Origin of the sequence: Mesorhizobium sp. B2-8-5 (genome assembly GCF_006440675.2) — a bacterium.
Lineage (GTDB): Bacteria > Pseudomonadota > Alphaproteobacteria > Rhizobiales > Rhizobiaceae > Mesorhizobium.
Map to the genome: position 1 here is coordinate 3,004,619 of NZ_CP083951.1, position 25,265 is coordinate 3,029,883.

At 64.7% G+C, this 25,265-nt stretch carries 22 protein-coding genes; 18 read left to right on the plus strand and 4 right to left on the minus strand.

What is annotated here, in order from left to right; all coding sequences use genetic code 11:
• Window positions 1–16: 16 nt before the first annotated feature.
• Window positions 17–1,057: a LacI family DNA-binding transcriptional regulator gene (locus tag FJ430_RS14640; protein WP_140706702.1), complete on the plus strand. Its 1,041-nt coding sequence runs from the start codon at window positions 17–19 to the stop codon at window positions 1,055–1,057.
• Window positions 1,058–1,119: 62 nt separating this feature from the next.
• On the opposite strand, the gene FJ430_RS14645 is transcribed toward FJ430_RS14640, so the two are convergent.
• The 4 genes from FJ430_RS14645 to FJ430_RS14660 are packed head-to-tail and all read right to left on the minus strand — an operon-like array spanning window position 1,120 to window position 4,945.
• Window positions 1,120–2,301, minus strand: coding sequence for a mandelate racemase/muconate lactonizing enzyme family protein (locus FJ430_RS14645; protein ID WP_140706700.1), 1,182 nt, complete (start codon window positions 2,299–2,301; stop codon window positions 1,120–1,122).
• 7 nt (window positions 2,302–2,308) lie between these two features.
• On the minus strand, window positions 2,309–3,298 hold the full coding sequence (locus FJ430_RS14650; protein WP_140706698.1) for a transketolase family protein: 990 nt from the start codon (window positions 3,296–3,298) through the stop codon (window positions 2,309–2,311).
• A complete protein-coding gene (locus FJ430_RS14655; protein ID WP_140706696.1) occupies window positions 3,295–4,143 on the minus strand; it encodes a transketolase in 849 nt (282 codons plus the stop codon). The genes FJ430_RS14650 and FJ430_RS14655 overlap by 4 nt, the downstream gene beginning before the upstream one ends.
• Before the next feature lie 7 nt (window positions 4,144–4,150).
• Window positions 4,151–4,945: an SDR family NAD(P)-dependent oxidoreductase gene (locus tag FJ430_RS14660; RefSeq protein WP_140706694.1), complete on the minus strand. Its 795-nt coding sequence runs from the start codon at window positions 4,943–4,945 to the stop codon at window positions 4,151–4,153.
• Between the two features lie 109 nt (window positions 4,946–5,054).
• Here FJ430_RS14660 and FJ430_RS14665 point away from each other — a divergent pair, with 109 nt between their 5' ends.
• The 17 genes from FJ430_RS14665 (at window position 5,055) to FJ430_RS14745 (ending at window position 25,265) form a co-directional block, all read left to right on the plus strand.
• The gene (locus FJ430_RS14665) at window positions 5,055–6,275 is read left to right on the plus strand and encodes a mandelate racemase/muconate lactonizing enzyme family protein (RefSeq protein WP_140640243.1); all 1,221 of its coding nucleotides are present in this window, start codon (window positions 5,055–5,057) and stop codon (window positions 6,273–6,275) included.
• Between the two features lie 214 nt (window positions 6,276–6,489).
• Window positions 6,490–8,886 (plus strand): thiamine pyrophosphate-dependent enzyme, encoded by a 2,397-nt coding sequence (locus FJ430_RS14670; protein WP_140706692.1) that lies wholly within the window; start codon window positions 6,490–6,492, stop codon window positions 8,884–8,886.
• A gap of 23 nt (window positions 8,887–8,909) precedes the next feature.
• Window positions 8,910–9,920: an NAD(P)-dependent oxidoreductase gene (locus FJ430_RS14675; RefSeq protein ID WP_140706690.1), complete on the plus strand. Its 1,011-nt coding sequence runs from the start codon at window positions 8,910–8,912 to the stop codon at window positions 9,918–9,920.
• A complete protein-coding gene (locus FJ430_RS14680) occupies window positions 9,917–10,630 on the plus strand; it encodes an E3 binding domain-containing protein (RefSeq protein ID WP_140706688.1) in 714 nt (237 codons plus the stop codon). The genes FJ430_RS14675 and FJ430_RS14680 overlap by 4 nt, the downstream gene beginning before the upstream one ends.
• A 93-nt stretch (window positions 10,631–10,723) precedes the next feature.
• Entirely contained in the window at window positions 10,724–11,494 is a 771-nt protein-coding gene (locus FJ430_RS14685; protein ID WP_140640235.1) for a GntR family transcriptional regulator, read from the plus strand.
• Window positions 11,495–11,695: 201 nt separating this feature from the next.
• Window positions 11,696–12,760, plus strand: coding sequence for a substrate-binding domain-containing protein (locus FJ430_RS14690; RefSeq protein ID WP_226892197.1), 1,065 nt, complete (start codon window positions 11,696–11,698; stop codon window positions 12,758–12,760).
• 68 nt (window positions 12,761–12,828) lie between these two features.
• On the plus strand, window positions 12,829–13,896 hold the full coding sequence (locus FJ430_RS14695) for a substrate-binding domain-containing protein (RefSeq protein ID WP_140706686.1): 1,068 nt from the start codon (window positions 12,829–12,831) through the stop codon (window positions 13,894–13,896).
• Between the two features lie 167 nt (window positions 13,897–14,063).
• Window positions 14,064–15,566: a sugar ABC transporter ATP-binding protein gene (locus FJ430_RS14700; protein WP_140706684.1), complete on the plus strand. Its 1,503-nt coding sequence runs from the start codon at window positions 14,064–14,066 to the stop codon at window positions 15,564–15,566.
• A 42-nt stretch (window positions 15,567–15,608) separates the two neighbouring features.
• Complete coding sequence (locus tag FJ430_RS14705; RefSeq protein WP_226892198.1) at window positions 15,609–16,598, plus strand: ABC transporter permease; 990 nt, start codon at window positions 15,609–15,611, stop codon at window positions 16,596–16,598.
• Window positions 16,595–17,563, plus strand: a complete 969-nt coding sequence (locus FJ430_RS14710; RefSeq protein ID WP_140706680.1) for an ABC transporter permease — start codon at window positions 16,595–16,597, stop codon at window positions 17,561–17,563. Before FJ430_RS14705 ends, FJ430_RS14710 begins: the two co-directional genes overlap by 4 nt.
• 2 nt (window positions 17,564–17,565) lie before the next feature.
• Complete coding sequence (locus tag FJ430_RS14715; RefSeq protein WP_140706678.1) at window positions 17,566–18,447, plus strand: SMP-30/gluconolactonase/LRE family protein; 882 nt, start codon at window positions 17,566–17,568, stop codon at window positions 18,445–18,447.
• 265 nt (window positions 18,448–18,712) lie between these two features.
• Window positions 18,713–19,753 carry a proline racemase family protein gene (locus tag FJ430_RS14720; protein WP_140706676.1) on the plus strand — a complete coding sequence of 347 codons (1,041 nt, stop codon included), beginning with the start codon at window positions 18,713–18,715 and terminating at the stop codon, window positions 19,751–19,753.
• 217 nt (window positions 19,754–19,970) lie between these two features.
• Window positions 19,971–20,963, plus strand: coding sequence for a cell division protein FtsZ (gene ftsZ / locus FJ430_RS14725; protein ID WP_040996104.1), 993 nt, complete (start codon window positions 19,971–19,973; stop codon window positions 20,961–20,963).
• A gap of 218 nt (window positions 20,964–21,181) precedes the next feature.
• Window positions 21,182–21,469, plus strand: coding sequence for a YciI family protein (locus FJ430_RS14730; RefSeq protein WP_140706674.1), 288 nt, complete (start codon window positions 21,182–21,184; stop codon window positions 21,467–21,469).
• Between the two features lie 14 nt (window positions 21,470–21,483).
• Window positions 21,484–22,545 (plus strand): maleylacetate reductase, encoded by a 1,062-nt coding sequence (locus FJ430_RS14735; RefSeq protein WP_140706672.1) that lies wholly within the window; start codon window positions 21,484–21,486, stop codon window positions 22,543–22,545.
• A gap of 31 nt (window positions 22,546–22,576) precedes the next feature.
• A complete protein-coding gene (locus tag FJ430_RS14740; protein ID WP_140706670.1) occupies window positions 22,577–23,485 on the plus strand; it encodes an intradiol ring-cleavage dioxygenase in 909 nt (302 codons plus the stop codon).
• Between the two features lie 88 nt (window positions 23,486–23,573).
• A complete protein-coding gene (locus tag FJ430_RS14745; protein WP_140706668.1) occupies window positions 23,574–25,265 on the plus strand; it encodes an extracellular solute-binding protein in 1,692 nt (563 codons plus the stop codon).

The following is a 25,265-nucleotide window of genomic DNA, read 5'->3' on the forward strand; positions in this document are numbered from 1 at the left end:
TTGTTGGAGCTTGGCGATGACCGATGGGTCACGGGACGACCCTGGCGGAAACACACCGTCGCAGCGCCTCGGGGTTCGCGAGATCGCGAGACGCATCGGCGTCGCGCCCATAACCGTGTCGCGCTCCCTGTCCAACCCCGGCAGGGTCTCAGCGGAGACGCGTGCCAAAGTTCTGGAAGCCATAGAGCAGATCGGCTTCGTGCCCAACCAGCTTGCTTCCAGCATGCGCGGCAACGGCCGCATGATCGGGACGGTTGTGCCGCCGCTGATCAATTCGGGCATCGCAGAGCAGGTGCAAGGCATGTCCGACGAATGCCATGAGGGCGGCTATTCGATGCTCCTGGTGCAGGGCGAATTCACGCGGGAAGCCGAGGAGAAAGCGATCCGCACGCTGCTCGGCTGGCGCCCGGTCGGCATGATCCTTCAGAGCTTCGTGCAAAGCGAAACGGCGCGCGCCTTGCTGAAGGGCAGCGGCGCGCCGGTGGTCGAGATCTCCGAGGTCAAGGGCCGCGATCCGATCGACATGGTGGTCGGCGTCTCCAATTTCGAAACCGCCTACGCCATGACCATGCATCTGGCCGCCAAGGGCTACAGGCGGATCGGCTTCGTCTCGACGCCGATCCACGGCAATGACCGCCTGCAACAGCGCCGCACCGGTTATCACGCGGCGCTGACCGAGCTCGGCATCAAGAACCATGATGGTATGGAGGTCGAGGTGCCGATCACCGCGCAGGGTGGCGCCGAGGCGCTGATCACGCTCACGTCACGGCACAAGGACATCGATGCCATCTTCTTTTCCAGCGACACGCTGGCCGTCGGCGCCGTGCAGGAATGCCACCGGCGGGCCTGGGCGGTGCCCGGCAGGATCGCCATCGCCGGTTATGGCGACGTGGACCTCGCCGCGCAGCTCTATCCGCGGCTGACCACGGTGAAGGTCAATCGCTACGACATGGGCCGTCGCGCCGTGCGGCAATTGCTGGCGAGACTGGTCGGCGACGGCGAGGTGCCGGCCGTCACCAGCCTAGGCTTCGAGATCATCGACCGTGAAAGCGCCTAGTTTTTCGTCATCCACCGGCGGAGCTGCCGCGAAGCGGCGTCGCTCACCGAGGTCTTGCCAGTTTAAAGGCCAGGTTTCCCCGCTTCTTCCCGTCGCCCCAGGCGCTTCTCCCAGCCTTCGGCATGAACGTTGAGATAGGCGTTGGGGTCGTAAGGGTGTTCCTTGATCGCATCGAGGTTGAGATCGATGCCGAGCCCTGGCGCTTGCGGCAGCGACAGGTGACCATTGTCCGCGTTGACGGTCGGATGCCAGGTCACCAGCTCGCGGGTCCACGGATCGTTGAAGGCGTCGAAATGCTCCTGGATCAGGAAATTCGGCACCGCCGCCGCCAGTTGCAGGCATACCGCCGTCGCCACCGGTCCGCCGCTCTGATGGGGCGCGATATGGCTGCCATGGGCAAGCGCCAGATTGGCGACCTGCATCGAGGGCGCGATGCCGCCAAGCGACATCGGCTCGGGCTGGAAGATGTTGACGCCGCCGCTGGCCGCCAGCGTGTAGAACTGGCCGACCGTGTCGTACATCTCGCCGGTCGCCACGGGAATGGGCGAGCGGTGCGCCACCTCATGCACGGTCTCCTGACGGTCGCGCGAGGTCGGCTCCTCCCACCAGTAGATGTCGAGGTCGGCGAATTTCTGTGCCGCCTGAAGTGCTGCGATCTCGGTGAAGCGCGCATGTACGTCGATCAGGATCAGCGTGTCGCGCGGCAGCTCGTCGCGCAGTTTGCGGCAGATCGCGTAGGAAAGATCAAGCTCCTCGCGTGAAATGAAACCTTGCGCGGTACCGAACGGGTCTAGCTTGAACGCCTTGAAGCCTTTCGCCAGAACGGCCCTCGCGGCTTCGAGAAAGGCCTCTGGCGTGCGCTCGGTGCGATACCAGCCATTGGCATAGCCAAGCACGCTGTCGCGCACCTGCCCGCCGAGAAGCTGGTGGATCGGCACGCCCAGGCCCTTGCCCAGAATGTCCCAGCAGGCGACCTCGATCGCCGCGATCACCGTGCGGTGGATGTGGCCGCCGTCGAGCGAAACACTGTCCAGCATGCGCTTGGCCAAAGCGTTGATGCGGCGCGGATCCTGGCCGATGGCGAGATGCTTGAGCTCATGCACGCCGGCTTCGGTGGTCTTGATGAAGCCGTTCAGCGTGCCTTCGCCGACGCCGTGAATGCCCTTGTCGGTATGGACCTTGACGAACAGCCAGTTTTTCCAGCCGGCGCCGACGGCAAAGGTCTCGATGTCGGTGATCTTCATGCGGAATCTAACCCAAACCAGTGATCGTCGCGACGACGGCCTCGGTCGTCAGGCCGTATTTTGCCTGCAAGGTCGGCACCGCGCCGCATTCGATATAGCGGTCGGGCAGGCCGATGCGCGTCACTTTCTTCGCGATGCCGGCCTCGAACAGGCTCTCGACGACAAGGCTCGCAAGGCCGCCGGTGGCGACATGGTTTTCCGCCGTGACGATCCGCTCGACGCCCGACGCGAACTCAGCCACCGCGCCGGCGTCGAACGGCTTGATCGTCGGCACGTGCAGGACGCCAGTCGAAATGCCCTGTTTCTGCAGGGTCTCCGCCGCATCCAGCGCCCGCTCGGTCATGAAGCCGGTCGAGATGATGCCGACATCGGAGCCTTCGCGAAGCCGCCGCGCCTTGCCGATCTCGAATTTGTAGCCGGGCTCGAACACGACGGGAACGCTGCCGCGCAGCAGGCGCATGTAGACAGGACCTTGATGTTCGGCGATCGTGATCGTCGCCGCTTCGATCTCGGTCGCATCGCAGGGGTCGATGACGGTCAGGCCGGGGATCATGCGCATCAGCGCCAGATCCTCGATCGCCTGATGCGTGCCGCCATAACCGGTCGTCAGTCCCGGCAGGCCGGCGATGATCTTCACATTGAGGTTGGAGTGGGCAAGCGCGATGGCGACGAAATCATAGGCGCGTCGTGTCGCGAACACCCCATAGGTGGTGGCGAACGGCACCTTGCCGGTGCGGGCCAGCCCGGCGGCGACGGCAACCAGATTCTGCTCGGCCATGCCGACATTGAAGAAGCGCTCGGGAAAAGCATCGCGGAACGGCAGGATGTCGGTGTATTTGCCAAGGTCGGCGGTCAGCCCGACGACGTCGTTGCGGCTCTGCCCAAGCCTGACCAGGGCCTGGCCGAACGGCGCTTCGACACTTTGCCGGCCGCCGCCGACAGCCTCGTCCTGGCCCATGGCCAGCGTCCGTCCGGCCTTCGTGCCGCCGCCGCTCATTGCTCCATCCCCACGCTTTTGTTGAACTCGGCGATGATGCCGTCCCATTGCGCCACGTCGATGCGGAAGAAGTGCGATTTCTCGCTGGTCTCGATGCGCGGCACGCCCTTGCCGGGCAGGGTGCGCAGCACGATCGCCTTCGGCTTGCGGTTGCGCTGGCGCGCGCCGGCCAGCGCGTCGACGACGGCCTTCATGTCGTTGCCGTCGATCTCCGCCGTCTCCCAGCCGAAAGCGCGCCATTTGTCGGCCACCGGCTCCATGTCCAGCACCACGGGCCCATCGGCCTGGATGCCGTTGCAGTCGATCAGCGCCACCAACCCGTCCAGCTCGAAATGGCTGGCCGACATCGCCGCTTCCCAGGTAGAGCCTTCCTGCATCTCGCCGTCGGAGAGCTCGACGAAGACGCGCGCGTCCGAGCGATCGAGGCGCAGTCCGAGCGCCTGGCCGACACCTTGGCCGAGGCCGTGGCCGAGCGAGCCGCCGATAACCTCGACGCCGGGCGTGGTGTCGAGCGTCGACATCTCGAGCCGGCTGCTGTCGGCGCCATAGGTGACAAGTTCCTCGACAGGGATGATGCCGGCCTCGGCCAGGGCCGCCCAAAGCGCGATCGAGTAATGCCCGGTCGACAGCAGGAAACGGTCGCGATCCGGCCATGCCAGATTGTGCGGGTCGTAGCGCAGTTCGTGGAAATACAGCGCCGCCAGCACGTCGGCGATGCCGAGGCCCTGGCCGATATAGCCCTGGCCCTGGCCGCGCGCCATGGTCAGCATGTGGCGGCGCAGCAGCGTCGCCTTGCGTTGAAGCGCCGCGACATCGGCGCTGCCGGGAGGAGAGTTTCGCAGCATTGGATGCCTAGTCCTTGTCCAGCCCGCCCGACATGTTGAGCCGCTCGGCGGTCATGTATTTGGGCGCATCGAGGCAGAGCCAGACGACGGCTTCGGCCACCTCGGAAATCTCGGCGCGGCGGCCGAGCGGGATACGGCGCGTCCGCTCGTCGAGGAAGGCCTGCAGATCGTTGCGGCCATTGGCGCGGGCAAGATCGAGCTCGGTCGAGCGCTGCATCTCGGTGTCCATCATGCCCGGCGCCAGGCTGTTGACCAGCACGCCATAGGGCGCAAGCGCGACCGCCGCGGCGCGGGTGATGGAATCGACACCGGCCTTGCTCGCCGTATAGGCGGTGTAGTCGGGCAGCGCCATGCGCGAGCCGGGCGAGGTGATGTTGACGATGCGCCCCGAGCGCTGCTCGCGCATCACCCGGCCGGCCGCCTTGCAGGCCATGGCAAGCGCAGTGACGTTGAGCGCCAGCGTGCGCGTCCAGGCCTTGAAGGTGGCATCGAGGAAGGGCTCGATCACGCCATAGCCGGCATTGTTGACGAGGATGTCGATGCCGCGCCAGCGCGCGACCACTTTTTCGACCGCCGTTTCCGGAGCGCCTTCGAGCGTGAAGTCGCCGATGATGATCTCGGCTTCCGTCCCGGTCCGGCCGATCTGCCGGGCCGTCTCTGTCAGGCCTTCGCCATTGATGTCGGTAACGGCGACGGCACAGCCGCGCCTGGCCAATTGCAGCGCCACCTCGCGGCCAAGCCCCCCGGCGGCGCCGGTGACAAGCGCCCGTCGCGTCATCGTGTCTGGAATTTCAGCAGGCAAGCCAAACCTCCTCTCAAGGTCATCTTGACGCGATGGATACCGGTATCCATAGATGGCTGTCAACGGGCTTGTGCTACTGTTCGCGGGCCGTTGGAGCCGGGAGGAAAAATTGAAGATCGTCGCGCTTGAAACGCTGCAGCTGGCGGAGTTCCCATTCCTGTTCTGGCTTCGCGTCCACACCGATGCCGGCCTCATCGGCACCGGCGAAACCTTCTGGGCGCCGGGGCCTGTCGCCTCCTACATCCACGACAATGTCGCGCCCTACCTCATCGGCAAGGATCCCCGCGATATCGAGCTGCACGACCGCACGCTGGGCAGCGTCTATGTCGGCGCGCGCGATTCCGGCGCCGAGGTGCGCGGCAATTCCGCGGTCAACATCGCGTTGTGGGATATTTACGGCCAGGCGCTTGGCGAGCCGGTCTGGCGGCTGCTGGGCGGCCGCACGCACAGAAACGTGCCGATCTACAACACCTGCGCCGGCTACAAGCATGTGCGCGCCAGCAAGAAGAACGCGCTGTTCGAGCGCGGCGAGGACTGGTCGCTCAAATCGGGCGATTCCAACGAAGGCCCGTATGAGGATCTGCTCGCGTGGCGCTACAACGCCGGCGACCTCGCCAGAAGCCTGAAATCCGAAGGCATCGGCGCCATGAAGATATGGCCGTTCGATATCGCGGCCGAGGCATCGAACGGCGCCCGCATTTCGCTTGCCGACCTCGACAAGGCGCTGGAGCCGTTCCAGAAGATCCGCGACGCCGTCGGCCGCGACATGGAGATCATGGTCGAATTGCATGGCCTCTGGAGCCTGCCGCCGGCGCTGCGCATCGCCGAAGCGCTGAAAGCCTATGACGTCGCCTGGCTGGAGGAGCCGATCCGCTACAACGAACTCGACGCCATGGCCGAGTTGGCGCGCCACACATCGATCCCGATCGCCGCCAGCGAGCGGCTGGCCACGCGGCAGATGTTCAAGCAGCTTATCGACAAGCGCGCCGCTAGCGTGATCATGATCGACCTCGCCTGGTGTGGCGGCCTTTCCGAAGCGCGCAAGATCGCCAACATGGCCGAGGCCAGCGAATTGCCGGTGACGCTGCACGACTGCACGGGGCCGATCGTCTATGCCGCCAGTTGCGCGCTGTCGGCCACCTTGCCGAACGTCAATTACCAGGAAGCCGTGCGCGCCTATTTCACTGGATGGTACACCGAGATCGTCGCCGACATTCCGCCGGTTAGTGACGGCCGTGTCGCGCCGCTCGAGGGGCCGGGGCTCGGTCTCAGCCTTCGGCCGGAGCTGTTCCAGCGGCCCGATGCCACGGTGCGCATGACCAGGATCTAGCGCACGGTTTTTTCGCCAGGACCTTTGTCAAAACAAAGTGATGGAGCGTTTCGCCGGCTCGGTGAAACGGTGAACGCGCTTGCGCCTCGCAGGCTCTGCTCAGAGCCTGTAGACATTATGCTATTATAATCTATGATGAACCCGAAGCGAGCAGCCACAAGCTCGCCGCCGGCGCGTTTCTGTCCGGCACCAGACGGATTCACGGGAGGTTTTGGTGGCAATTTCTGCGGCGCGCGCACGCGAGGATTTCAACGGTGCGCCAAATCTGCCCGACCGAAAAATCCTGCTCGACCTGTTCGAGCGCATGGTGTTGCTGCGCCGCTTCGAAAGCATTGCCCAGATCGCTTGCCGCAAGGGTGAGACGCCCGGCTTCCTGCATCTCTATATCGGCGAGGAAGCGACCGGCGTCGGGGTCTGTGCGCATTTGCGGCCGACCGACTGGGTCACGTCGACCCATCGCGGCCACGGCCATGCCCTGGCCAAGGGCGCGAACCCTGGGCGCGTGATGGCCGAGCTGTTCGGCAAGGCCGACGGCATTTGCGGCGGCCGCGGCGGCACCATGCATCTCTACGACCGCTCGGTCGGCTTGTTCGGCACCAACGGTATCGTCGCCGCCGGGATCGGCCATGCCGTCGGCATCGGCATGAGCGCCCGCCAGCAGGGCCGCGACGACATCGGTGTCGCTTTCTTCGGCGACGGCGCCGCCAACCATGGCGGCTTCCACGAGGCGCTCAATTTCGCGGCGGTGCAGCGGGCGCCTGCGGTCTTCATCTGCGAGAACAATCTCTACGCCACCGCCACGCCGCTCAAATCGATCACGCTCAATCCCGAGATCGCCACCAAGGCCGCGTCCTACGGCATGCCCGGCGTCGCCGTCGACGGCAACGACGTCTTCGCCGTCTGGTTGGCCATGAAGGAAGCGACCGAACGTGCCCGCGCCGGCAAGGGCCCGACGCTGATCGAAGCCAAGACCTATCGCACCGTCGGCCACCACGAGGGCGACCCGGTCATCGGCACCTATAGGACGCAGGAAGAGCTCGACGCCTGGATCAAGCGCGATCCGATCGACATGTTCCGCAAGCGGCTGATCGAAGAGTACGGCGTCGCCAATGCCGAGGCGCTCGCGGCAATTGAGGCGCGGATCGAGAAGGTGGTCGAGGAGGCGCTCGCCTTCGCCCGCAATTCGCCCGAGCCAGATCCAGCAACGGTGCGCCTGCACGTCTTTGCCGATCCGATCAATCCGCCGGCTGCCCTGCAGCCGCGCGCCGTCGGCGAGACGCGAACGCAAGGCTGGCTCGAGGCGGTGCGCGACGGCATTGCCGAAGAGATGCGCGCCAATCCAGCGATCCTTTACTTCGGCGAGGGCACCGGCGAGCGCGGCGGCAGCTTTGCCCACACGAGGAACCTGTGGCAGGAGTTCGGTGCCGAGCGGATGGTCGACACGCCGATTTCGGAGCAGGGTTTTACCGCAGCCGCCGTCGGTGCTTCGGCTACCGGCGCGCGCACCGTTTCCGACCTGATGTTCGCCGACTTCGCCTTCGAAACCGCAGGGCAGATTTTTCTGCAGGCGGCGAAGCTGCGTTACATGACCAGCGGCGTCATGAGCGCGCCGATGGTGGTGCGCGTCGGCGCCGGCGCGCTGCGCAGTTCCGGCCCGCATCACAGCGGCATCTACCACCCGGTCTTCGCCCATATGCCGGGCTTGATCGTCTGCGTGCCGTCGAACCCGGCGGACGCCAAGGGCCTGATGAAGACCGCGCTCCGGGCCGGCGATCCGGTCATCATGCTCGAACCCAAGGCGCTGTTCGCCTCCAAGGGCGAGGTGCCGGTCGGCGAGCATTATGTGCCGTTCGGCGTCGCGCGGATCGCGAGGGTGGGCCGCGACATCACCATCGTCGCGGCCGGGCAGATGGTGCAGCGCGCGTTGGAAGCCGCGGAGGCATTGGCCGCCGATGGCATCGAGGCCGAAGTGATCGACCCGCGCACCATCATGCCGCTCGACATCGACACGATCGTGGCCAGCGTCAGGAAGACGCATCGCCTGCTCGTCGTCGACGAGGCGTGGGCAATGTGCGGCCTTGGCGGCGAGATCGCTCAGGCGATCAACGAGCTCGCCTTCGACGAGCTCGACGCCCCACCCGGAAGGCTGCATACAGCGCCGACGTCGCATCCCTTCGCGCCGGTGCTGGAGCGAGCCATGCTGGTCGACACGGCACGCATCGCCCAAGGCATTCGCGACGTCATCGCCGGCAAGCCGCCGGTGCCGGATCACTGGTACACCGTCGGCCTGAAAAGCGCCGCGCCGGCAAAGCCAGCACCTGTTTCAGCCAAGCCGCAGCCTACGGCACCAGCCGCTTCCATCGCCACCGCCGGCGACGACGAGCCGATCACGATGCCTTTCGGCGATCTCACCGTCAGCGAAGGCACGGTCGTCAAATGGCTGAGGGCGGTGGGCGACGCGGTGAAAGAAGGCGAGCTGATCGCCGAGATCGAGACCGACAAGGCCGTGGTCGAGATCGAGGCGCCGGTCAGCGGAACGCTCAACGCCATCGATCAGCCGGTCGGCGCCGTGGTGCCGATGGGCGGGCGCATCGGCGGCATCAAGAGATAATCATCCATATCCGAAGGGCAAGCATGAAGATCCTGTGCGCCAATTGGCAAGCCGCCGACGAGGCCGAGCTCGAACGCGAGCACTATCCCGACATCGAGTTCATCCTGGCCCGCTCGACAAATGACAAAGCCGCCGCGCTCGATCCGGCGGTTTGCCATGCGGTCGACGCGGTCATCAACTATTCGCCGACCCATAATGTCGCCGCCGCGCCAGCCGCCTTTCCCAAGGCCAGGATCGCGGTGCGCTCCGGCGTCGGCTTCGACAACATCGATACGTCCGGCTGGGGCGCGCGCAAGATTCCCGCCTGCAACGTGCCCGACTATGGCACCACCGAAGTCGCCGATCACGCCATCGGCCTGATGCTGGCACTGACGCGCGGCACGTCGGCCTATGGCGCCGAGCTTTCGGCCAATGGAGCCGAGGGCTGGCATTTCTCAAAAGCACCGCTGGTGCGCCGTCACAAGGGGGCGACCTTCGGCGTCGTCGGGCTGGGCCGCATCGGGCTGGCCGCAGCCCGCCGCGCCGCCGCCTTCGACATGAAGGTGGTGTTTTATGATCCGCATCTTCTGTCCGGCGTTGACCTGTCGACCGGCTATGAGAGGGTGCATTCGCTGGCCGAGCTTATGAGGCGGGCCGATGTGGTGAGCGTGCATACGCCGTTGAGCGAGGAAACGCGCAAGCTCATCGGCGCGGATGCCTTCGCGGCCGCCAAGCCTGGCCTTGTCCTTGTCAACACAGCTCGGGGTCCGATCGTCGATCTCGACGCGCTGGAAGCAGTGCTGCGCAATGGCGTCGTCGCCGGCGCTGGGCTGGACGTCCTGCCGAACGAGCCCGGCGATCTCGAGCATTCGCTTCTGGCGGCGTGGCGGCGCCGCGAGCCGTGGATCGCCAACCGGCTGATCGTGACGCCGCACGCGGCTTTCTACAGCCCGGCGGCGATGCGCGACCTCAGGCTGAAATCGATCGAAGTCGTGCATGCCTATCTCGCCGAGGGCCGGCTGACCAACTGCGTCAACGCCGAGTATCTGAAATGAACATGGCGGTGGCATCGCGGCTGGCTGTTTCGCCCTATGCGCGCCGGCTTGCCCGCGAGCGTGGTTTCCCGCTCGAAGCGCTCCACGGCAGTGGTCCGGGCGGCCGCATCCTGGCCGCCGACGTGCTTGACTTTACCCCGGTCGATGCGCCGGCAGAGCTTCTGGCCGCGGCCCCGGCGTCTTCGCCTGTCGCGTCCCGCATCGCCGCCTTCGCGACATCGATCGCGCTGGACGCGTTGCACGAGTTGCTGAGCGCGCTGGAGAGCTCGGGGAAGGTGTTCGACATCGACGACATCGTGTTGCGTGCCACTGGTTGCGCGTTCGGCGAGATTTCAGAAGTGGCCAAGGTCAGGGAAGCGCCCGTGGCGCTCGAACTCGGCAACAGGCAAGTCGCGTTCGCGACCACATCGGGAATGCCGCTGACGGCGCTGCGCGGGGCGCGGCTTGCGGCGCAAGCGGGCAAACGCGACGATGCGGAAATACCGGCCGTCCTGTCGGTGCGGCTGCTGCCGCCGAGCGATATCCGGCCGGTGACGATGCCGCTGTTGCCGGGCCGGGCCATGCGCCTGACAGTCTCGGTCGGCTCCGCCGGCGACAACGCCGAATGCCTGCTGACGGTGGACGCCGCGCGTGTCGACGAGGCAACCTCGACGGTCTGGCTCGCCGCGTTGAAATCGGCGGTCGAACATCCGCTTCGGCTCTTTGTCTAAGCATTGCTGCAAAACCGCAGTTTTGCACGTCATGCGATAGCCTCGGGCGGCGGAAGCTATTATAAAAGCTTCGATACAGGCGCGACGAGGCCCATGGACAACACCGTTCCCACCATCGACAGTCTTCCCAGGCGCTCGCTTGGACGCTCCAACGGGCCGCTCTATCGCCAACTCGCCGACATCTTGCGCGTGCCGATCGGTGACGGCACCTTTCCCGTCGGCGGGGAATTGCCGAAGGAAGCGGCGATCGCCGAGCACTTCGGGGTCAGCCTGATCACCGTGCGCCAGGCGCTGCGCGATCTCGAAGCCGACGGACTGATCAAGAAGCGCTCGGCGAAACCGGCGGTGGTCGCGGCGCGCAGCCCGTCGGTCAATCTGAGCTGGAAGTTCAAGAACTTCGCCGACATGGCGGCCTTCACCAAGGACGCACAGCTTACGGTGAAATCCTATCGCAAGGAGGTCTCACCCGTGCTCCAGCGCCATTTCGGCATGGGCAAGGAGGAGGCGGGCTATTGCCTGCGCAGCGTGCTGTCGATCGGCGAACAGAGGAAGGCGCAGATCACCACCTATTTCCCTCCCGACATCGGCGCCAGGCTGAAGCGCGAAGACTTCTCCGACGTGCTGATCTTCCGCTCGGTGCAGAAGCATCTCGGGCTGCGCCTCGACGTGGCGCATGTCACCGTGCGCGCCGAAATCGCCGACGAGGCGGTTGCCGCCGATCTCGGCATCGCACTGGGCAGCGCGGTGCTGACGGTGGAGATGCTCTATCAGTCGGCCGACCAGCGCAGCATCGAGTTCTCCGTCGCCCGCCATCCCGCCGATATTTTCAGCATCACCTACGACGCGCCGAACGACCTCTCCTGAGACCCCTCGAAAGTGCGATTTCTGCCGTCGGGTGCATGGACAGGCCTATAAAATTATAATAGCATGATAGCTAAGCTGAGGTGCCGGCGGTAGGCGAGATAGTGCGCGAATTCCGCCCGCGACCGCAGCTGTCGAGAGGCCCGGTGTCTGATCAAGATGGCGCAGTCCATCGCCAGCCGGGAGGAACATAGGGAGGAGACAATGCAGTCGAGGAGCCTGTGCGCCGGCTTGGTCGCGCTTGCCGGATTCGCAGCCTGCGCTGGAGCGACATCCGGCCATGCCGAAGCCAAGAAGACCTACGCCATCTACCTTTCCAACAATTTTGTCGGCAATGACTGGCGCCAGCAAATGGAGCGCGTCGCCAATGTCGCGGTCAACAAGGGGCCGCTGAAAGGCCGCGTCGACCTCAAGATCGAAAATGCCGAAAACACGGTCCAGGCGCAGATCAATTCCCTGAACAACATCATTCGCCAGAAGCCCGACGCGATCCTGATCGACGCGTCGTCGGCCGAGGCTCTCAATCCAACGATCAAGAAAGCCTGCGACGCCGGCATAATCGTCGTCAGCTTCGACCAGACCGTGTCGACCGAATGCGCCTACAAGCTGCATTCCGACTTCGACATCATGGCCAACAACCAGGCCGAATGGATGGCCTCCATGCTCGGCGGCAAGGGCAAGGTCTTCATGGACCGGGGCCTCGCAGGCGCGCCGATATCCGAGCAGTTCGAAAAGAATTTCGGCGCCGTGCTCAAGAAATATCCCGGCATCGAGATCGTTGGCTATTTCAACGGCAACTACGCCGCAGGGCCCGAACAGGAGGGCGTGGCGAGCCTGCTCGCCGCGCACCCGGAGGTCGACGGCATCTTCTCGCAAGGCTACGGCACCGGCGCCATCAAGGCGCTGCAGAATGCCGACCGGCCGATGGTGCCGGTCGTCGCCGCCGCCTTCAACGGCACCGGCGTCAGCTGCGCCGAGACCAAGGGAGCGAAATGCTGGCTCGGCGCCAATCCGCCGTCCCTGTCCGCCGAAGCGATCAAGCTCGCCGTCGACATTCTCGATACCGGCAAGAAGCCGGCCGACACGACCGTGCTGTTCAATTCGCCCGGCCTGACCACGGATATGGTCGATGCCAAATACGCGCCGAATTCCTCGGCCGTGAAGATCGAACTCGGCAAGACCGTGTTCCCCGATCTGGCGCCGGGCCTTTCGCTGCCGGTATCGCCAAGCTGGGTGGAGATCACGCCCAAGGAGGCCTCGGGAAGCTGATTTGATGAGGGCAGGGGCACCGCATCGCGGCGCCACGATTTCGAAACGAAAAACGGGAGGAGAAAATCATGAAATTATTGAGCCGTTACACCGGCCTTGCAGCGCTTGCAGCCACCATGATGGTGGTTGGCATGCAGGCCGGCCATGCCGAAGACAAGAAACCCTACACCATCTATCTCTCCAACAATTTCGTCGGCAATGACTGGCGCCAGCAGATGGAGCGCGTCGCCACCGTGTCGGTCAACAAGGGGCCGCTGAAAGGCCGCGTTGACCTCAAGATCGAGAATGTCGAGAACACTGTACAGGCGCAGATCAACTCGCTGAACAACATCATCCGCCAGAAGCCGGACGCGATCCTGGTCGATGCCGGTTCGGATTCGGCGCTCAACCCCACCATCAAGAAGGCCTGCGACGCGGGCATCGTCGTCATCAGCTTCGACCAGGTGGTGACCGAGCCTTGCGCCTATGCCGTCGCTTCCGATTGGGACCGCATTCCCGCTGTCATGGCCGAGTGGATGGCCACCCAGCTTGGCGGCAAGGGCAACATCATCCTCGACCGCGGCCTCGCCGGCGCACCGATCTCGGCGCAATTGCAGGGTGGGTACGAAAAGGTGCTGGCCAAATATCCCGACATCAAGGTTGTCGGCTATTACAACGGCAATTACGCGCTCGGTCCGGAACAGTCCGGCGTGGCGGCACTGCTTGCCGCCAATCCGAAGATCGACGGCATCATGACACAAGGCTACGGTTCGGGCGCCATCCAGGCGCTGAAGGACGCCGGCCGGCCGATCGTCCCGGTCGTCGGCTTCTCCTACAATGTCGCGGCCGTCACCTGCGCGCAGACGCAAGGCGCCAAATGCATCCTCGGCTCGAATCCGGCCTATCTTTCCTCCGAAGCGATCAAGCTGGCGGTCGATATGCTGGACACCGGCAAGAAGCCGGCCGAACGCTCGGTGTCGGTCAAGGGTGATTTCGTGACGACCGATCCTTTCGAGTCGAAGCTTTATCCGGGCACCAAGATGATCAAGATCGCGGTCGGCGAAAATGCCTTCCCCGACCAGGCGCCCGGCCTGACACTGCCGATCACGCCCGATTGGGTCGAGATCACCGCCGCGGAAGCCGCTGGCAGCAAGTAACATCCGGTTCCACGATCCTGTCTCCCGGCATCGAGCGATGCCGGGAGACCTTTTCGAGCAATTCCAGGAAAAGTGTGAGCGGTTTTCCGTCCGGAATTGCGTAAAAACAAAGAGATAGAGCGGTTCGCTGTTTCCTTGAAACGGTGAAACGCTCTGGAAAGCGGCCCATGGATCTCGTCACCGTCAACGGTCTGTCAAAACGCTATGGCGGCATCGTCGCGCTGAGCGAAGCCGCATTCAGCGCCCGCGCCGGCGAGGTGCACGCGCTGCTCGGGGAGAACGGAGCGGGCAAAAGCACCTTCATCCAGATCCTGTCGGGAGCGGTGCAGCATGACGGCGGCTCCATCCTCGTCGATGGCCAGGACTATCGGCCCGCGAACCCGGATGCCGCGCAGGCGCGCGGCATTGCCGCCGTCTTCCAGGAACTGTCGCTCATCCCCGATCTCAGCGTCGAGCAAAACATCTGGTTCCGGCACGAGCCAAGGACATGGCTTGGTACCGTCAACCGCGCTGAAATGCGCCGCGGGACGCTGGCGCTTCTCGAAAAATACGATTTCCCGGCGCTGCGTCCCGAACAGGAATTGCGGCGGCTGACGCTGGCCGAACGGCAGATCGTCGAGATCGCCAAGGGCCTGGCCAAGGACCCGCGCATCCTCATCCTCGACGAGGCGACTTCGGCGCTGCCGGCGCGGGAGGCTGAATGGCTGTTGAAGCTCACCCGGCAACTGGCCGCCGAAGGCAGGCTGGTCATCTTCATCTCGCATCGCATGGCCGAGGTGCGCGCCATCGCAGACCGGCTGACGATCTTCCGCAATGGCAGCACTGTCGCCGCGCATGAGGCCGCTGCCGTTTCCGACGACGAGATCGTCACCCAGATGATCGGCCGGCATCTCGATCGGCTCTATCCCGAGCGCGTGCCGACGATGACGGATCGCGTCGCGCTCAAGGTCGCAAACCTCGCCAGCGGCAGCCGTCTCTCAGGGGTCGACTTTTCGCTTCGCGAGGGCGAGGTGCTCGGCGTCGGCGGCTTGCAGGGCCACGGCCAGCGCGAGCTGTTCCAGGCGCTGTTCGGCGCCACAAAGGCGAGCGGCACGATCGAGCTCTGGGGCAAGCCCGCGGCGATCGGCAATCCGCGCCAGGCGCTGACCGGCAAGGATGGCATCGCGCTGGTGCCGGAAGACCGGCGCGGCCAGGGCCTGCTCTTGACCAAGAGCGTACGCGAGAACCTGACGCTGTCGGTCATCAAGCGCTTCACCGAAAATGGCCTGCTCAGCCGGCAGAAGGAAGCGGCCCTGGTCAAGGAGATGGTCGATTTCCTGCGTATCAAGGCCGGCACGCCGGAACAGCTCGCCGGAACGCTGTCCGGCGGCAACCAGCAGAAGGTGATCTTCGGCAAGATGCTTCTGACGCAAGCGCGCGTGCTCCTGCTCTACGATCCTACACGCGGCGTCGATGTCGGCACCAAGGGCGAGATCTTCCAGCTGATGCGCGATCTCGCCGCCAAGGGCTACGCGATCCTGTTCCATTCGAGCGACATGCCAGAGCTCGTCCATGTCGCCGACCGCGTGCTGGTGATGCGCAACGGCCGTATCGCCGCGACGCTGGAGGGCGAGCATATTTCGGAGGAGGAAATCCTGCGCGCCGCCATGCTTGAAACCAGGACGGCCTGAGGCATGGTGATGTCCGCGGAGCAAACTGTGGAAAGGGCGCGAATGCCGGTGCGAACCAAGGACAGCAGGCCAGGCATGGATTGGCGCGGCCGCGCGCTCGACCGCGCGCCGTTCCTCGTCGCCTGCCTGATGCTGGCCTTGATCGTCGCCATCTATGGCAGCCTGCAGTCCGGCGTCTTCAGCCTGGACGAGCTCAATCTCGATACGGCGGCGGCGATGACGCTGATGCTGGCGGCAACCGGACAGACCATCGTTCTGGTGCGCGGCGGCATCGATCTGTCGATCGGCGGCATGATCAGCCTCGGCACGGTGATCGCGGCGACGCGTTTCACCGACGATCCTTCGACCACGGCGTTCTGGGCGCTGGCCATACTGGCGCTCGGTTTCCTCATCGGCGCGCTCAATGGCCTGCTGATCTCGCTGCTCAAGCTGCAGCCTTTCCTGGTGACGCTCGCTACCTGGTCGATCCTCAACGGCGTCGCCATGATCATCCTGCCGACCGATGGCGGCAGCGTTCCCGGTTGGTGGGTTGGTTTCGCCTCGGTGCAACTCCTCGGCCTGACCAGCCCGGTCTGGATGTTGCTGGCGCTGCTCGTGTTCTGGCGGTGGTTCCGTGCGACGCGCGTCGGCATCACCATCCAGGCCTCCGGCTCCAACGAGAAATCGGCGTTTCTGTCGGGGGTTTCCATCACCCGCGCCAACATCGTCACCTACGGCCTGTCAGGTCTGTTCGCCGCGGGCGCTGCGCTGTTTCTGATAACACAGACCGGCGCCGGTTCGCCGACCATAGGCAAGGACTACATCCTGCCTTCCGTGGCGGCCGCGGTCATCGGCGGCGTCAGCCTGTTCGGCGGTCGCGGCCATCTCGCCGGCACGCTGATCGGCGCTTTCGTGCTTACCCTCATCGGCAATCTGGTCTTCGTCCTGCACGTGTCGAGCTATTGGCAGCCGGTCGCGTCCGGCATCATCCTGCTGCTCTCGGTGCTCGCAAGCTCGATCGCCGAAAAGGCCGCGAGGAACCGCGTCCAATGAGCGCTTTCCTCGCCCGCAACCGCCTCATCGTGCTTGCCTATGCCGGCATGGTCGTGCTGCTCCTGGTCACGGCGATTTTCTCGCCTGGCTTCCTCTCGGTCTCCAACATGCGCTCGACGGTGGTGCTGGCGGCCTTCGTCGGTATCGTCGCGCTCGGCCAGACCTTCGTCATCATCGGCGGCGGCATCGACCTGTCGGTGCCCTGGGTGCTGAATTCCGCGGCGATCGTCATGGCGCTGCTCTGCGGCGGGCAGGACCTGCCGCTTATCTGGGTCATGCCGCTGCTGCTTGCCGGCGGCGCCTTCATCGGGCTCATCAACGGCGTCGGCGTCGCCCAGTTCGGCGTGCCGCCGATTATCATGACATTGGCCACCAATGTCATCCTGCAGGGCCTGATCCTGGTGCTGACCGGCGGTTCGCCGACGCCGTCCGCGCCGGCGCTGATCCAGTTCCTGTCGGTCGGGCGCATCGGCGGCTTCCCGGTCATAGCGCTGATCTGGCTCGCGCTGACGCTGGTCGCCACGCTGTTGCTCTCCAAGGCCGCGTTCGGGCGTCATCTCTATGCGCTGGGAACCAGCGCGACCGTCGCCGAATTCTCCGGCGTGCCGACCGCGCGCATCACCATTCTGACCTACGTCGTCTCCGGCCTCACCGCCGCTTTCGCCGGCATGCTTTTTACCGGCTATTCCGGCCAGGCCTATCTCGGCATGGGCGATGCCTATCTGTTCACCTCGATCGCGGCGGTCGCCATCGGTGGCGCTTCGATCCTCGGCGGCAGCGGGCATTATCTCGGCACCGTCGCTGGCGCCATGGTGCTGACCATCCTCACCGGGCTCTTACCGGCGCTCAACCTGTCGAGCGGCGCGCTACTCGTCGTCTACGGCGCGGTGATCCTGATCACCGTGTCGATCGGCAGCGAGACCTTCGCCGGGCTCGGCGGCAGAATTCGCGGCAGAAGGGCTTGAGCATGGTCGAAATCACTTGCGTCGTCGATGCCGAAGCAGAGCTGGGCGAGGGCACGCTCTGGGACCCTAAGGCCGGCGTGCTCTGGTGGATCGACATCTGGAAGAAGCTGATCCACCGCTACGACCCGTCGACCGGCAAAGACGAGGTGTTCGAGACGCCGGAATATCTCGGTTGCCTCGGCCTGCGCGAAAAAGGCGGCCTGGTGCTGACCATGACCGACGGTTTTCATTTCTTCGACCCTGCGACTGGTGTGTTCGAAGCGATCGTCGACCCGGAAGCGCATATGCCGAAGACCCGTTTCAATGACGGCAAGCCGGACCGGCAGGGGCGGTTCTGGTCAGGCTCGATGTTCGAGGTGCCTGGCAAGCCGATCGAATTCATCGGCGCGCTATACCGGCTCGATCCCGATCTTTCGGTGCACAAGATCATCGACGGCATCGGTTGCTCCAATGGGCTCGCCTGGAGCCCGGATTCGAAGACCATGTATTTCTCCGACAGCCATGCCGGCGCGGTGTGGGCCTATGATTTCGACCCCGCCACCGGCGACATCGAGAACCGCCGTACCTTCGTTGACATGACGGTCACCGGCGGCGTCGCCGACGGAGCTACGGTCGATGCCGAAGGCTGCTATTGGGTGACCATCCCGGTGACCAGCAAGGTCTGCCGCTACGATCCGACCGGCAAACTGATGCAGACGGTGCTCTTGCCGACCGACCTGCCGACCTGCTGCGAGTTCGGCGGCAAGGACCTCGATATCCTCTATGTCACCTCTGCCGTGCTCAAGCGTCCTGCCAGCCACTTCGTCGGCCAGAAGCATCCGGGCGGCCTGTTTGCGCTCGATGTCGGCGTCAAGGGTCTGACGCTGCCGACATTCAAGGGATAGCGCCGGCAATCTAGGCGCGACATCGCGGGCAGCGCCTCGACCTTGCGCGCCGAGATGGTCCCATCGCCATAAGCGGGTTGACATTCACAGCGCGGGGTGCGTGCCAGCCACCAGAGGAATTTTCCGCGATTTCGGTGTGCAGCTGGAAAACCGTTGGCGGTCATTCGCGGAATCTCCTTGAGGCTGGCGCGCGGATTGATCAGTTTGTCCCCAAGCAGGACCACTTGCCAGGCGGATAGTCGCGGCGGACAGGGAGAGAACAGCAATGCGCACCAAAACCAGCATCCGCGTCGTCGGCTGCCACGCCGAGGGCGAGATCGGCGATGTCATCGTGGGCGGCGTGCTGCCGCCTGCCGGCCGCACGATGATGGAGAAGATGATCACGATGGAACGCGATCACGACCATATCAGGCGCATGCTGATCTGCGAGCCGCGCGGCAGCGTTGCCCGGCATGTCAATCTCCTGGTGCCCTCGACGCGCGAGGATTGCGCCGCGGGCGCCATCATCATGGAGCCGACCGAATATCCGCCGATGTCCGGCTCCAACACGATCTGCGTCGCCACGGTGTTGCTCGAGACCGGCATGGTGCCGATGCAGGAGCCCGAGACGCGCTTCAAGCTGGATATGCCCGGCGGCGTCATCGAGGTGCGCGCCGAATGCAGCGACGGCAAATGCCTGTCGATCACGCTGCGCAATGCCCCCGCCTTCGCCGAGCGCCTCGATGCCAATATCGAGGTGGAAGGGCTCGGCACGATCAAGGTCGATATTGCCTATGGCGGCATGTTCTACGCGATTGTCGATGCGCCCGCGCTCGGCTTCTCGGTCACCCCCGACGAGGCCCGCGAATTGGCCGTGGCCGGCGAGAAGGTTCGCCGCGCGGCGCGCGAGCAGCTCGATGTCGTGCATCCGCAGTTCGACAATGTGCGCGGTGTGTCGATCGTGCAGTTCGCCATGCCGTTCCAGGGGCCAGGCAACGTCACGCGCAACACCTGCATCGTCTCGCCAGGACGCTCGGACCGCAGCCCGACAGGAACCGGCACCTCGGCCCGCATGGCCGTGCTGCAGGCGCGAGGCCAGATGAAGGCCGGCGAGGTGCTGATCCATGAATCGATCATCGGCTCGCGCTTCACCGGCAAGATCCTCGAACTTACCGAAGTCGGAGGGCGCAAGGCGATCGTGCCGCAGATAACCGGCAGAGCCTGGATCACAGGAGAGCACAACTACTATCTCGATCCGACGGATCCCTATCCGCAAGGCTATGTGCTGTCGGATACCTGGGGCACCTCGACTTCGGTGACGCAATAGAATTTCCTGCAGTGCGCCGGCTCGGATAACTCGAGCGCCCAGACGCTTCCAGCTTTTGGCCGGTGCGTTTGCGCTTGCAGAATGTCAGCGGACCTTGCAGGGAGGCGCCTGCTCTGATTCCCTGCGGTTGGTGGGGGTCGCCTGATTCGCGTGCTTGCTTCGGTTCCGCATGATCGTGCGGCGGAGCCGCAGGTGCCTTCGGTAGAAAGATGAGGAAATGACCGCCAAGCCGGAAATCCTGGAGATGAGGCCCAAGATCACCGTTGTCGGGGTCGGGGGCGCCGGCGGCAACGCCGTCAACAACATGATCGCCGAAGGGCTGCAGGGCGTCGAGTTCGTCGTCGCCAACACCGATGCCCAGGCGCTCACCATGTCGAAGTCGTCGCGGCTGATCCAACTGGGTGCGCATGTGACCGAGGGCCTGGGCGCCGGGTCCTTGCCCCAGGTCGGGAGCGCTGCCGCGGAAGAATCCATCGACGAGATCATGGATCATCTTGCGGGAACGCATATGTGCTTCATCACCGCCGGCATGGGCGGCGGCACGGGGACGGGTGCGGCGCCCGTGATCGCGCGTGCCGCGCGCGATGCCGGCATCCTGACGGTGGCCGTCGTCACCAAGCCTTTCGTGTTCGAAGGCAAGCGCAGGACGCAGGCGGCCGAGGAAGGCATCGAACGGCTTCGCGAGAGCGCCGATACCGTGATCGTCATCCCGAACCAGAACCTCTTCAGGGTCGCCGACGCCAGGACCACGTTCGCCGACGCCTTCGCCATGGCGGACCGCGTTCTCTACGCGGGTGTCGGCTGCATCACCGATCTCATCGTCAAGGAAGGCCTGATCAATCTCGATTTCGCCGACGTGAAGTCGGTGATGCGGGACATGGGCCGGGCGATGATGGGAACCGGCGAAGCCTCCGGGGAGGGGCGCGCCAAGATCGCGGCCGAGGCGGCGATCGCCAATCCGCTCCTCGATGAAGCTTCCATGTCCGGCGCCAGGGGGCTGCTCGTGTCGATCTGCGGCGGCATGGACATGACGCTGTTCGAGGTCGACGAAGCCGCGACGCGGATACGCGAAGAGGTCGACGCCGATGCCGACATCATCGTCGGCGCCATCTTCGACCAGGCATTGGCGGGAAAGTTCCGCGTGTCCGTCGTCGCGACGGGTCTGCGCAAGAGCGCCGACATCGCGCAATTCGAGCAGAGGATCGCCTGAGACCACGGCGCCTCACGGCTGCGCTGGCCCCCGACGGCACGATGCAATCGGGCCGATATCCGTTTCCGGCGGCGAACAATCACGACCGCATGGACCCATATCTGTCCAGTTTGGACAAATTCATCGGTCCGTTCGACAGGAGTCGATTTAAGTTCCGGCAGGGAGGAGTAGAACTTAGCGACGATCGATGGAGTGTCGCGCCCCCCGGGAGGACTATCTTGCTCTTTGCCGTCCACTGTCTCGACTATGCCGATGCGCTTGCTCGCCGGCTTGCCAATTACGATGCCCACAAGGCCTATCTTGCCGCCGGATCGGTCGCGACCGTAATCTCCGGGCCGCTGGTCGCTGCGGACGGTGCGACCATGATCGGCTCGCTCTTCGTGTTTTCCGCGGACAGCATCGAAGATGTGAAGGCGTTCAACGCCACCGACCCGTTCAATGCCGCCAATGTCTGGCAAAGCGTCAGCATCAATCCGTTCCTGCTGCGTGTCGATAATCGCGGCTGACGGGGAGAGGCTCGATGAAAAGCTTCGTCTATAATGGCCAGCCGGCGCGCGTCGTCTTCGGATCTGGCACCATTGCAAGGCTGCCGGAGGAGATCGACCGTCTGGGGCTGAAGCGTGTGCTCGTGTTGGCGACGCCGCCGCAGGAGACCGAAGCCCGGCGGCTTGCCGGTACGCTCGGCGGCACCGCGTCCGGTGTCTATGCCGGGGCGACGATGCATACGCCCGTGTCCGTGACCGAGGACGCGCTGCGGGTCGTGGCGGAACTCGAGGCCGACGGGCTGGTCGCGGTCGGCGGCGGCTCCACGACGGGCCTCGCCAAGGCGATCGCGTTGCGCACCGACCTGCCGCAGATCGTAATGCCGACGACCTATGCCGGCTCGGAAATGACACCCATCCTCGGCGAGACGAAGGATGGCGTGAAGGTCACCCAATCGAGCCCGCGCGTGCTGCCGGAAGTGGTCATCTACGACGTCGACCTGACGATGACGCTTCCCGCCGCGTTGTCGGGGACAAGCGGCATGAACGCCATCGCCCATGCGGTCGAGGCGCTCTACGCGAGGGAAAGCAACCCGGTTATAAACCTGATGGCCGCCGAGGCCATCGGCGCATTGGCGAGCGCCTTGCCGGTCATCGCCGAGAAGCCGCATGACCGCGATGCACGCTCCAAGGCGCTTTACGGCGCCTGGCTCTGCGGCATCTGCCTCGGCTCGGTCGGCATGGCGCTGCACCACAAACTTTGCCACACGCTGGGCGGCAGTTTCGATCTGCCGCATGCGGAGACCCATACGATCGTGCTGCCGCATGCGCTGGCCTATAACGCCCCCGCCATTCCGGCGGTCATGGAAACCCTGCGGGCCGTGCTGAAGACGAACGACCCGGCGACGGCTCTCTACGATCTTGCGGGCAGGATCGGCGCAAAGCGCGCCCTGTCTGAGATAGGCATGCCGTCCGACGGGATCGACACCGCGACGGACCGCGCGCTGGCCAATCCCTACTGGAACCCGCGGGCGCTGGAGCGGGAACCGATCCGGGCTCTTATCGCGCGCGCCTATGCCGGCGAGCCGCCGCAGGCCTGAGAACCCGAACGTCCCTGGAGGAGTTATCGCCATGACAGGCACCGCAGACGCCGCTCGACCGAAATATCCCTATTTCGAGGAAGAGACCTCGGTCGACGTGGTCAACGCGCGCATGGGGCCGGATGTCGACCCGCGCCTGCGGCAGGTGATGGGCGTGCTGGTGAAGCACCTGCACGCCGCCATCAAGGAGATCGAGCCGACGCATGAGGAGTGGCTGCAAGGCATCAAGTTTCTCACCGATGTCGGCAAGATGTGCTCCGACTGGCGGCAGGAATTCATCCTTCTTTCCGATACGCTTGGCGTTTCGATGCTTGTCGACGCGATCAATCACCGGCGTCCGAACGGCGCCACGGAAAACACCATCCTCGGACCGTTCTATGTGCCGGAGGCCCCGCGCTACGAGCACGGCGCTAACATCTGCCTCGACGGCAAGGGCGAGCCGATGGTGGTGCGCGGTCGCGTGCTCGACACGCAAGGCAAGCCGATCGCCGGCGCGCTGATCGATGTCTGGCAGACCAATGACGACGGCTTCTACGATGTCCAGCAGAAGGACATCCAGCCCGACTGGAATCTGCGCGGGGTCTTCACCGCCGACAAGAAGGGCGAATACTGGTATCGTTCGGTCAAGCCGCGCTACTATCCCATCCCCGACGACGGACCGGTCGGAAAGATGCTCGCCGCGCTCGGGCGTCATCCAAACCGGGCGGCGCATGTGCACTACATCGTCAGCGCGCCGGGTTACGATCCCGTCATCACCCACATCTTCGCGCCCGATTGCCGCTACCTCGCCGAGGACGCCGTCTTCGGCGTGAAGGATTCGCTGATCGCGGATTTCACCAAAGTCACCAACCCGGAAAAGGCGCGCGAGCTCGGTTTCGACGCTCCGTTCTGGTCCGTCGAATGGGATTTCGTCATGGCTCCCAAGACCGCCGGAACTTGAGGCTGGTCAGTTTCGTCCAAATTGGACAAAAGCTGGCGTCGAGCCGCCTGATCGGCGTATCCTTCCGCGCTGGAAGGAGAATGTTCGGATGAACGATCACGAGTTCCTGCGCGTTTATGATTTCGTGGATCGCCTGCGCAGACCTTTCCTCGGCGTGACGGATGTCGAGGACGAGGCCGCCTGGCGCATCATCCACTACCTCATGCGCTCGGAGCTCGAGGGCTATCCGGTGACGATCAGCAAGCTCGCGCTGGTCTCCAATCTCCCTCACGGCACCGCGATCCGGCGCATCCAGGGCATGATCGACGGCGGATTGATCGAAAGGCGGGCGGCTTCCGAAACGGCCAAGCGCTTCACGCTTCACCCGACGGCACGCCTCTCGAACCTCGCCATCAATTATGCGGCGGAGACAAAAGCCCTGATCGCCGAGATCGTCGGCGGCCGTAACAATGAGGAGCATGAGGCCGACTATTATTTCGGCGCGCCGCAGCGCGGCAGTCCGATCATCCCGCCGATCAACCTTTTGACCAACAGGGTCACGAAAGGCGTCGAGCTGCAGTTCCTGCTGAACGACGACAATTACTTCGCCGCCATGCGCAACACGTGGTCGGACTTCCGCAACAATCTGGCGAGCGCCAAGAGCTTCAAGCTGGTGCACCAGAACGATCTTTACCGGGAGGGCCTGGCGAACGGCGCGCGCACCATCTCGGCCTACGACATGATCGCGATCGACATGCCTTGGCTCGGAGAATTCGCGAGCAAGGGACTTGTCCTGCCGATCGGCGAGACGATCCGCGAATCCGGCATCAACCCGATGGATTTCCATCCGTCGATCTGGTCGACGACGACCTGGCAGCGCGTCGAATACGGTGTGCCGATCTATTGCACGATAGAGGTGCTGGCCTGCCGGTCGGATCTCTTCGAAAGCGAGGGGCTGTCGCTGCCGCGCACCTTCGACGACGTCATCAGCGCCGGGCGCGCATTCCACAATCCGGCCGCGGAACGCTACGGCATCGCCTGGAACGCGGCGCACCGGCCGCTGGCATCGAGCTTCATGTTCTTCCTCGGCTGCTGCGGCCAGAGCGTGCTGTCGATCCGCCGCACGCCGACGGGCTATTCCACCGAAAACCTCGATGCGCAGCATATGCGGCCGCAGATCGACAGCGAAGCCGGCCTGCTGGCGCTCGACTACATGCATCGCATGCTGGAGATCGCCCAGCCCGGCGCGCTCGAGGCGCATTGGGACGATTCCTGCGCGGTCTTCCTGCGCGGCCAGAGCGCGATGGGCTATGTCTGGACGATGCGCGCCGCCCAGTTCGAGGCCGAAGTCCGCTCCGCCGTCAAGCGCCGCGTGGCCTACGTTCCGCAGCCTTCAGGACCGGGCGGCACCAACACCTCGCCGATCGGCGGGTTCCTGTTGTGCATCCCTTCCAACATCGATCCGAAGCGTCTGCCGCTGGCGGCCGAAGCGCTGGCCTGGATGGCATCGCGCGAGGCGATGAAGGAGCATGTGAAGAACGGTTTTCCCGTCGCGCCGCGTTTCTCGGTCAGCGCGGATCCGGAGGCGATCGGCAGCTCGCAGCTCGTGCGCTTCGTCGGCAGCCTCGCCAACCGCAATCTGCTGCGCAACTGGCAGCGCCCGCCGGTGCCGTTCTACACCGGCATGGAGCGCATCATCGGCGAGGAGGTTCACGACGCGCTTTCCGGCCGCAAATCCGACCGAGTGGCCCTGAAAGACGCCCAGGACCGCATCGAGCGGATCGTCGACCGCGTCGGCTGA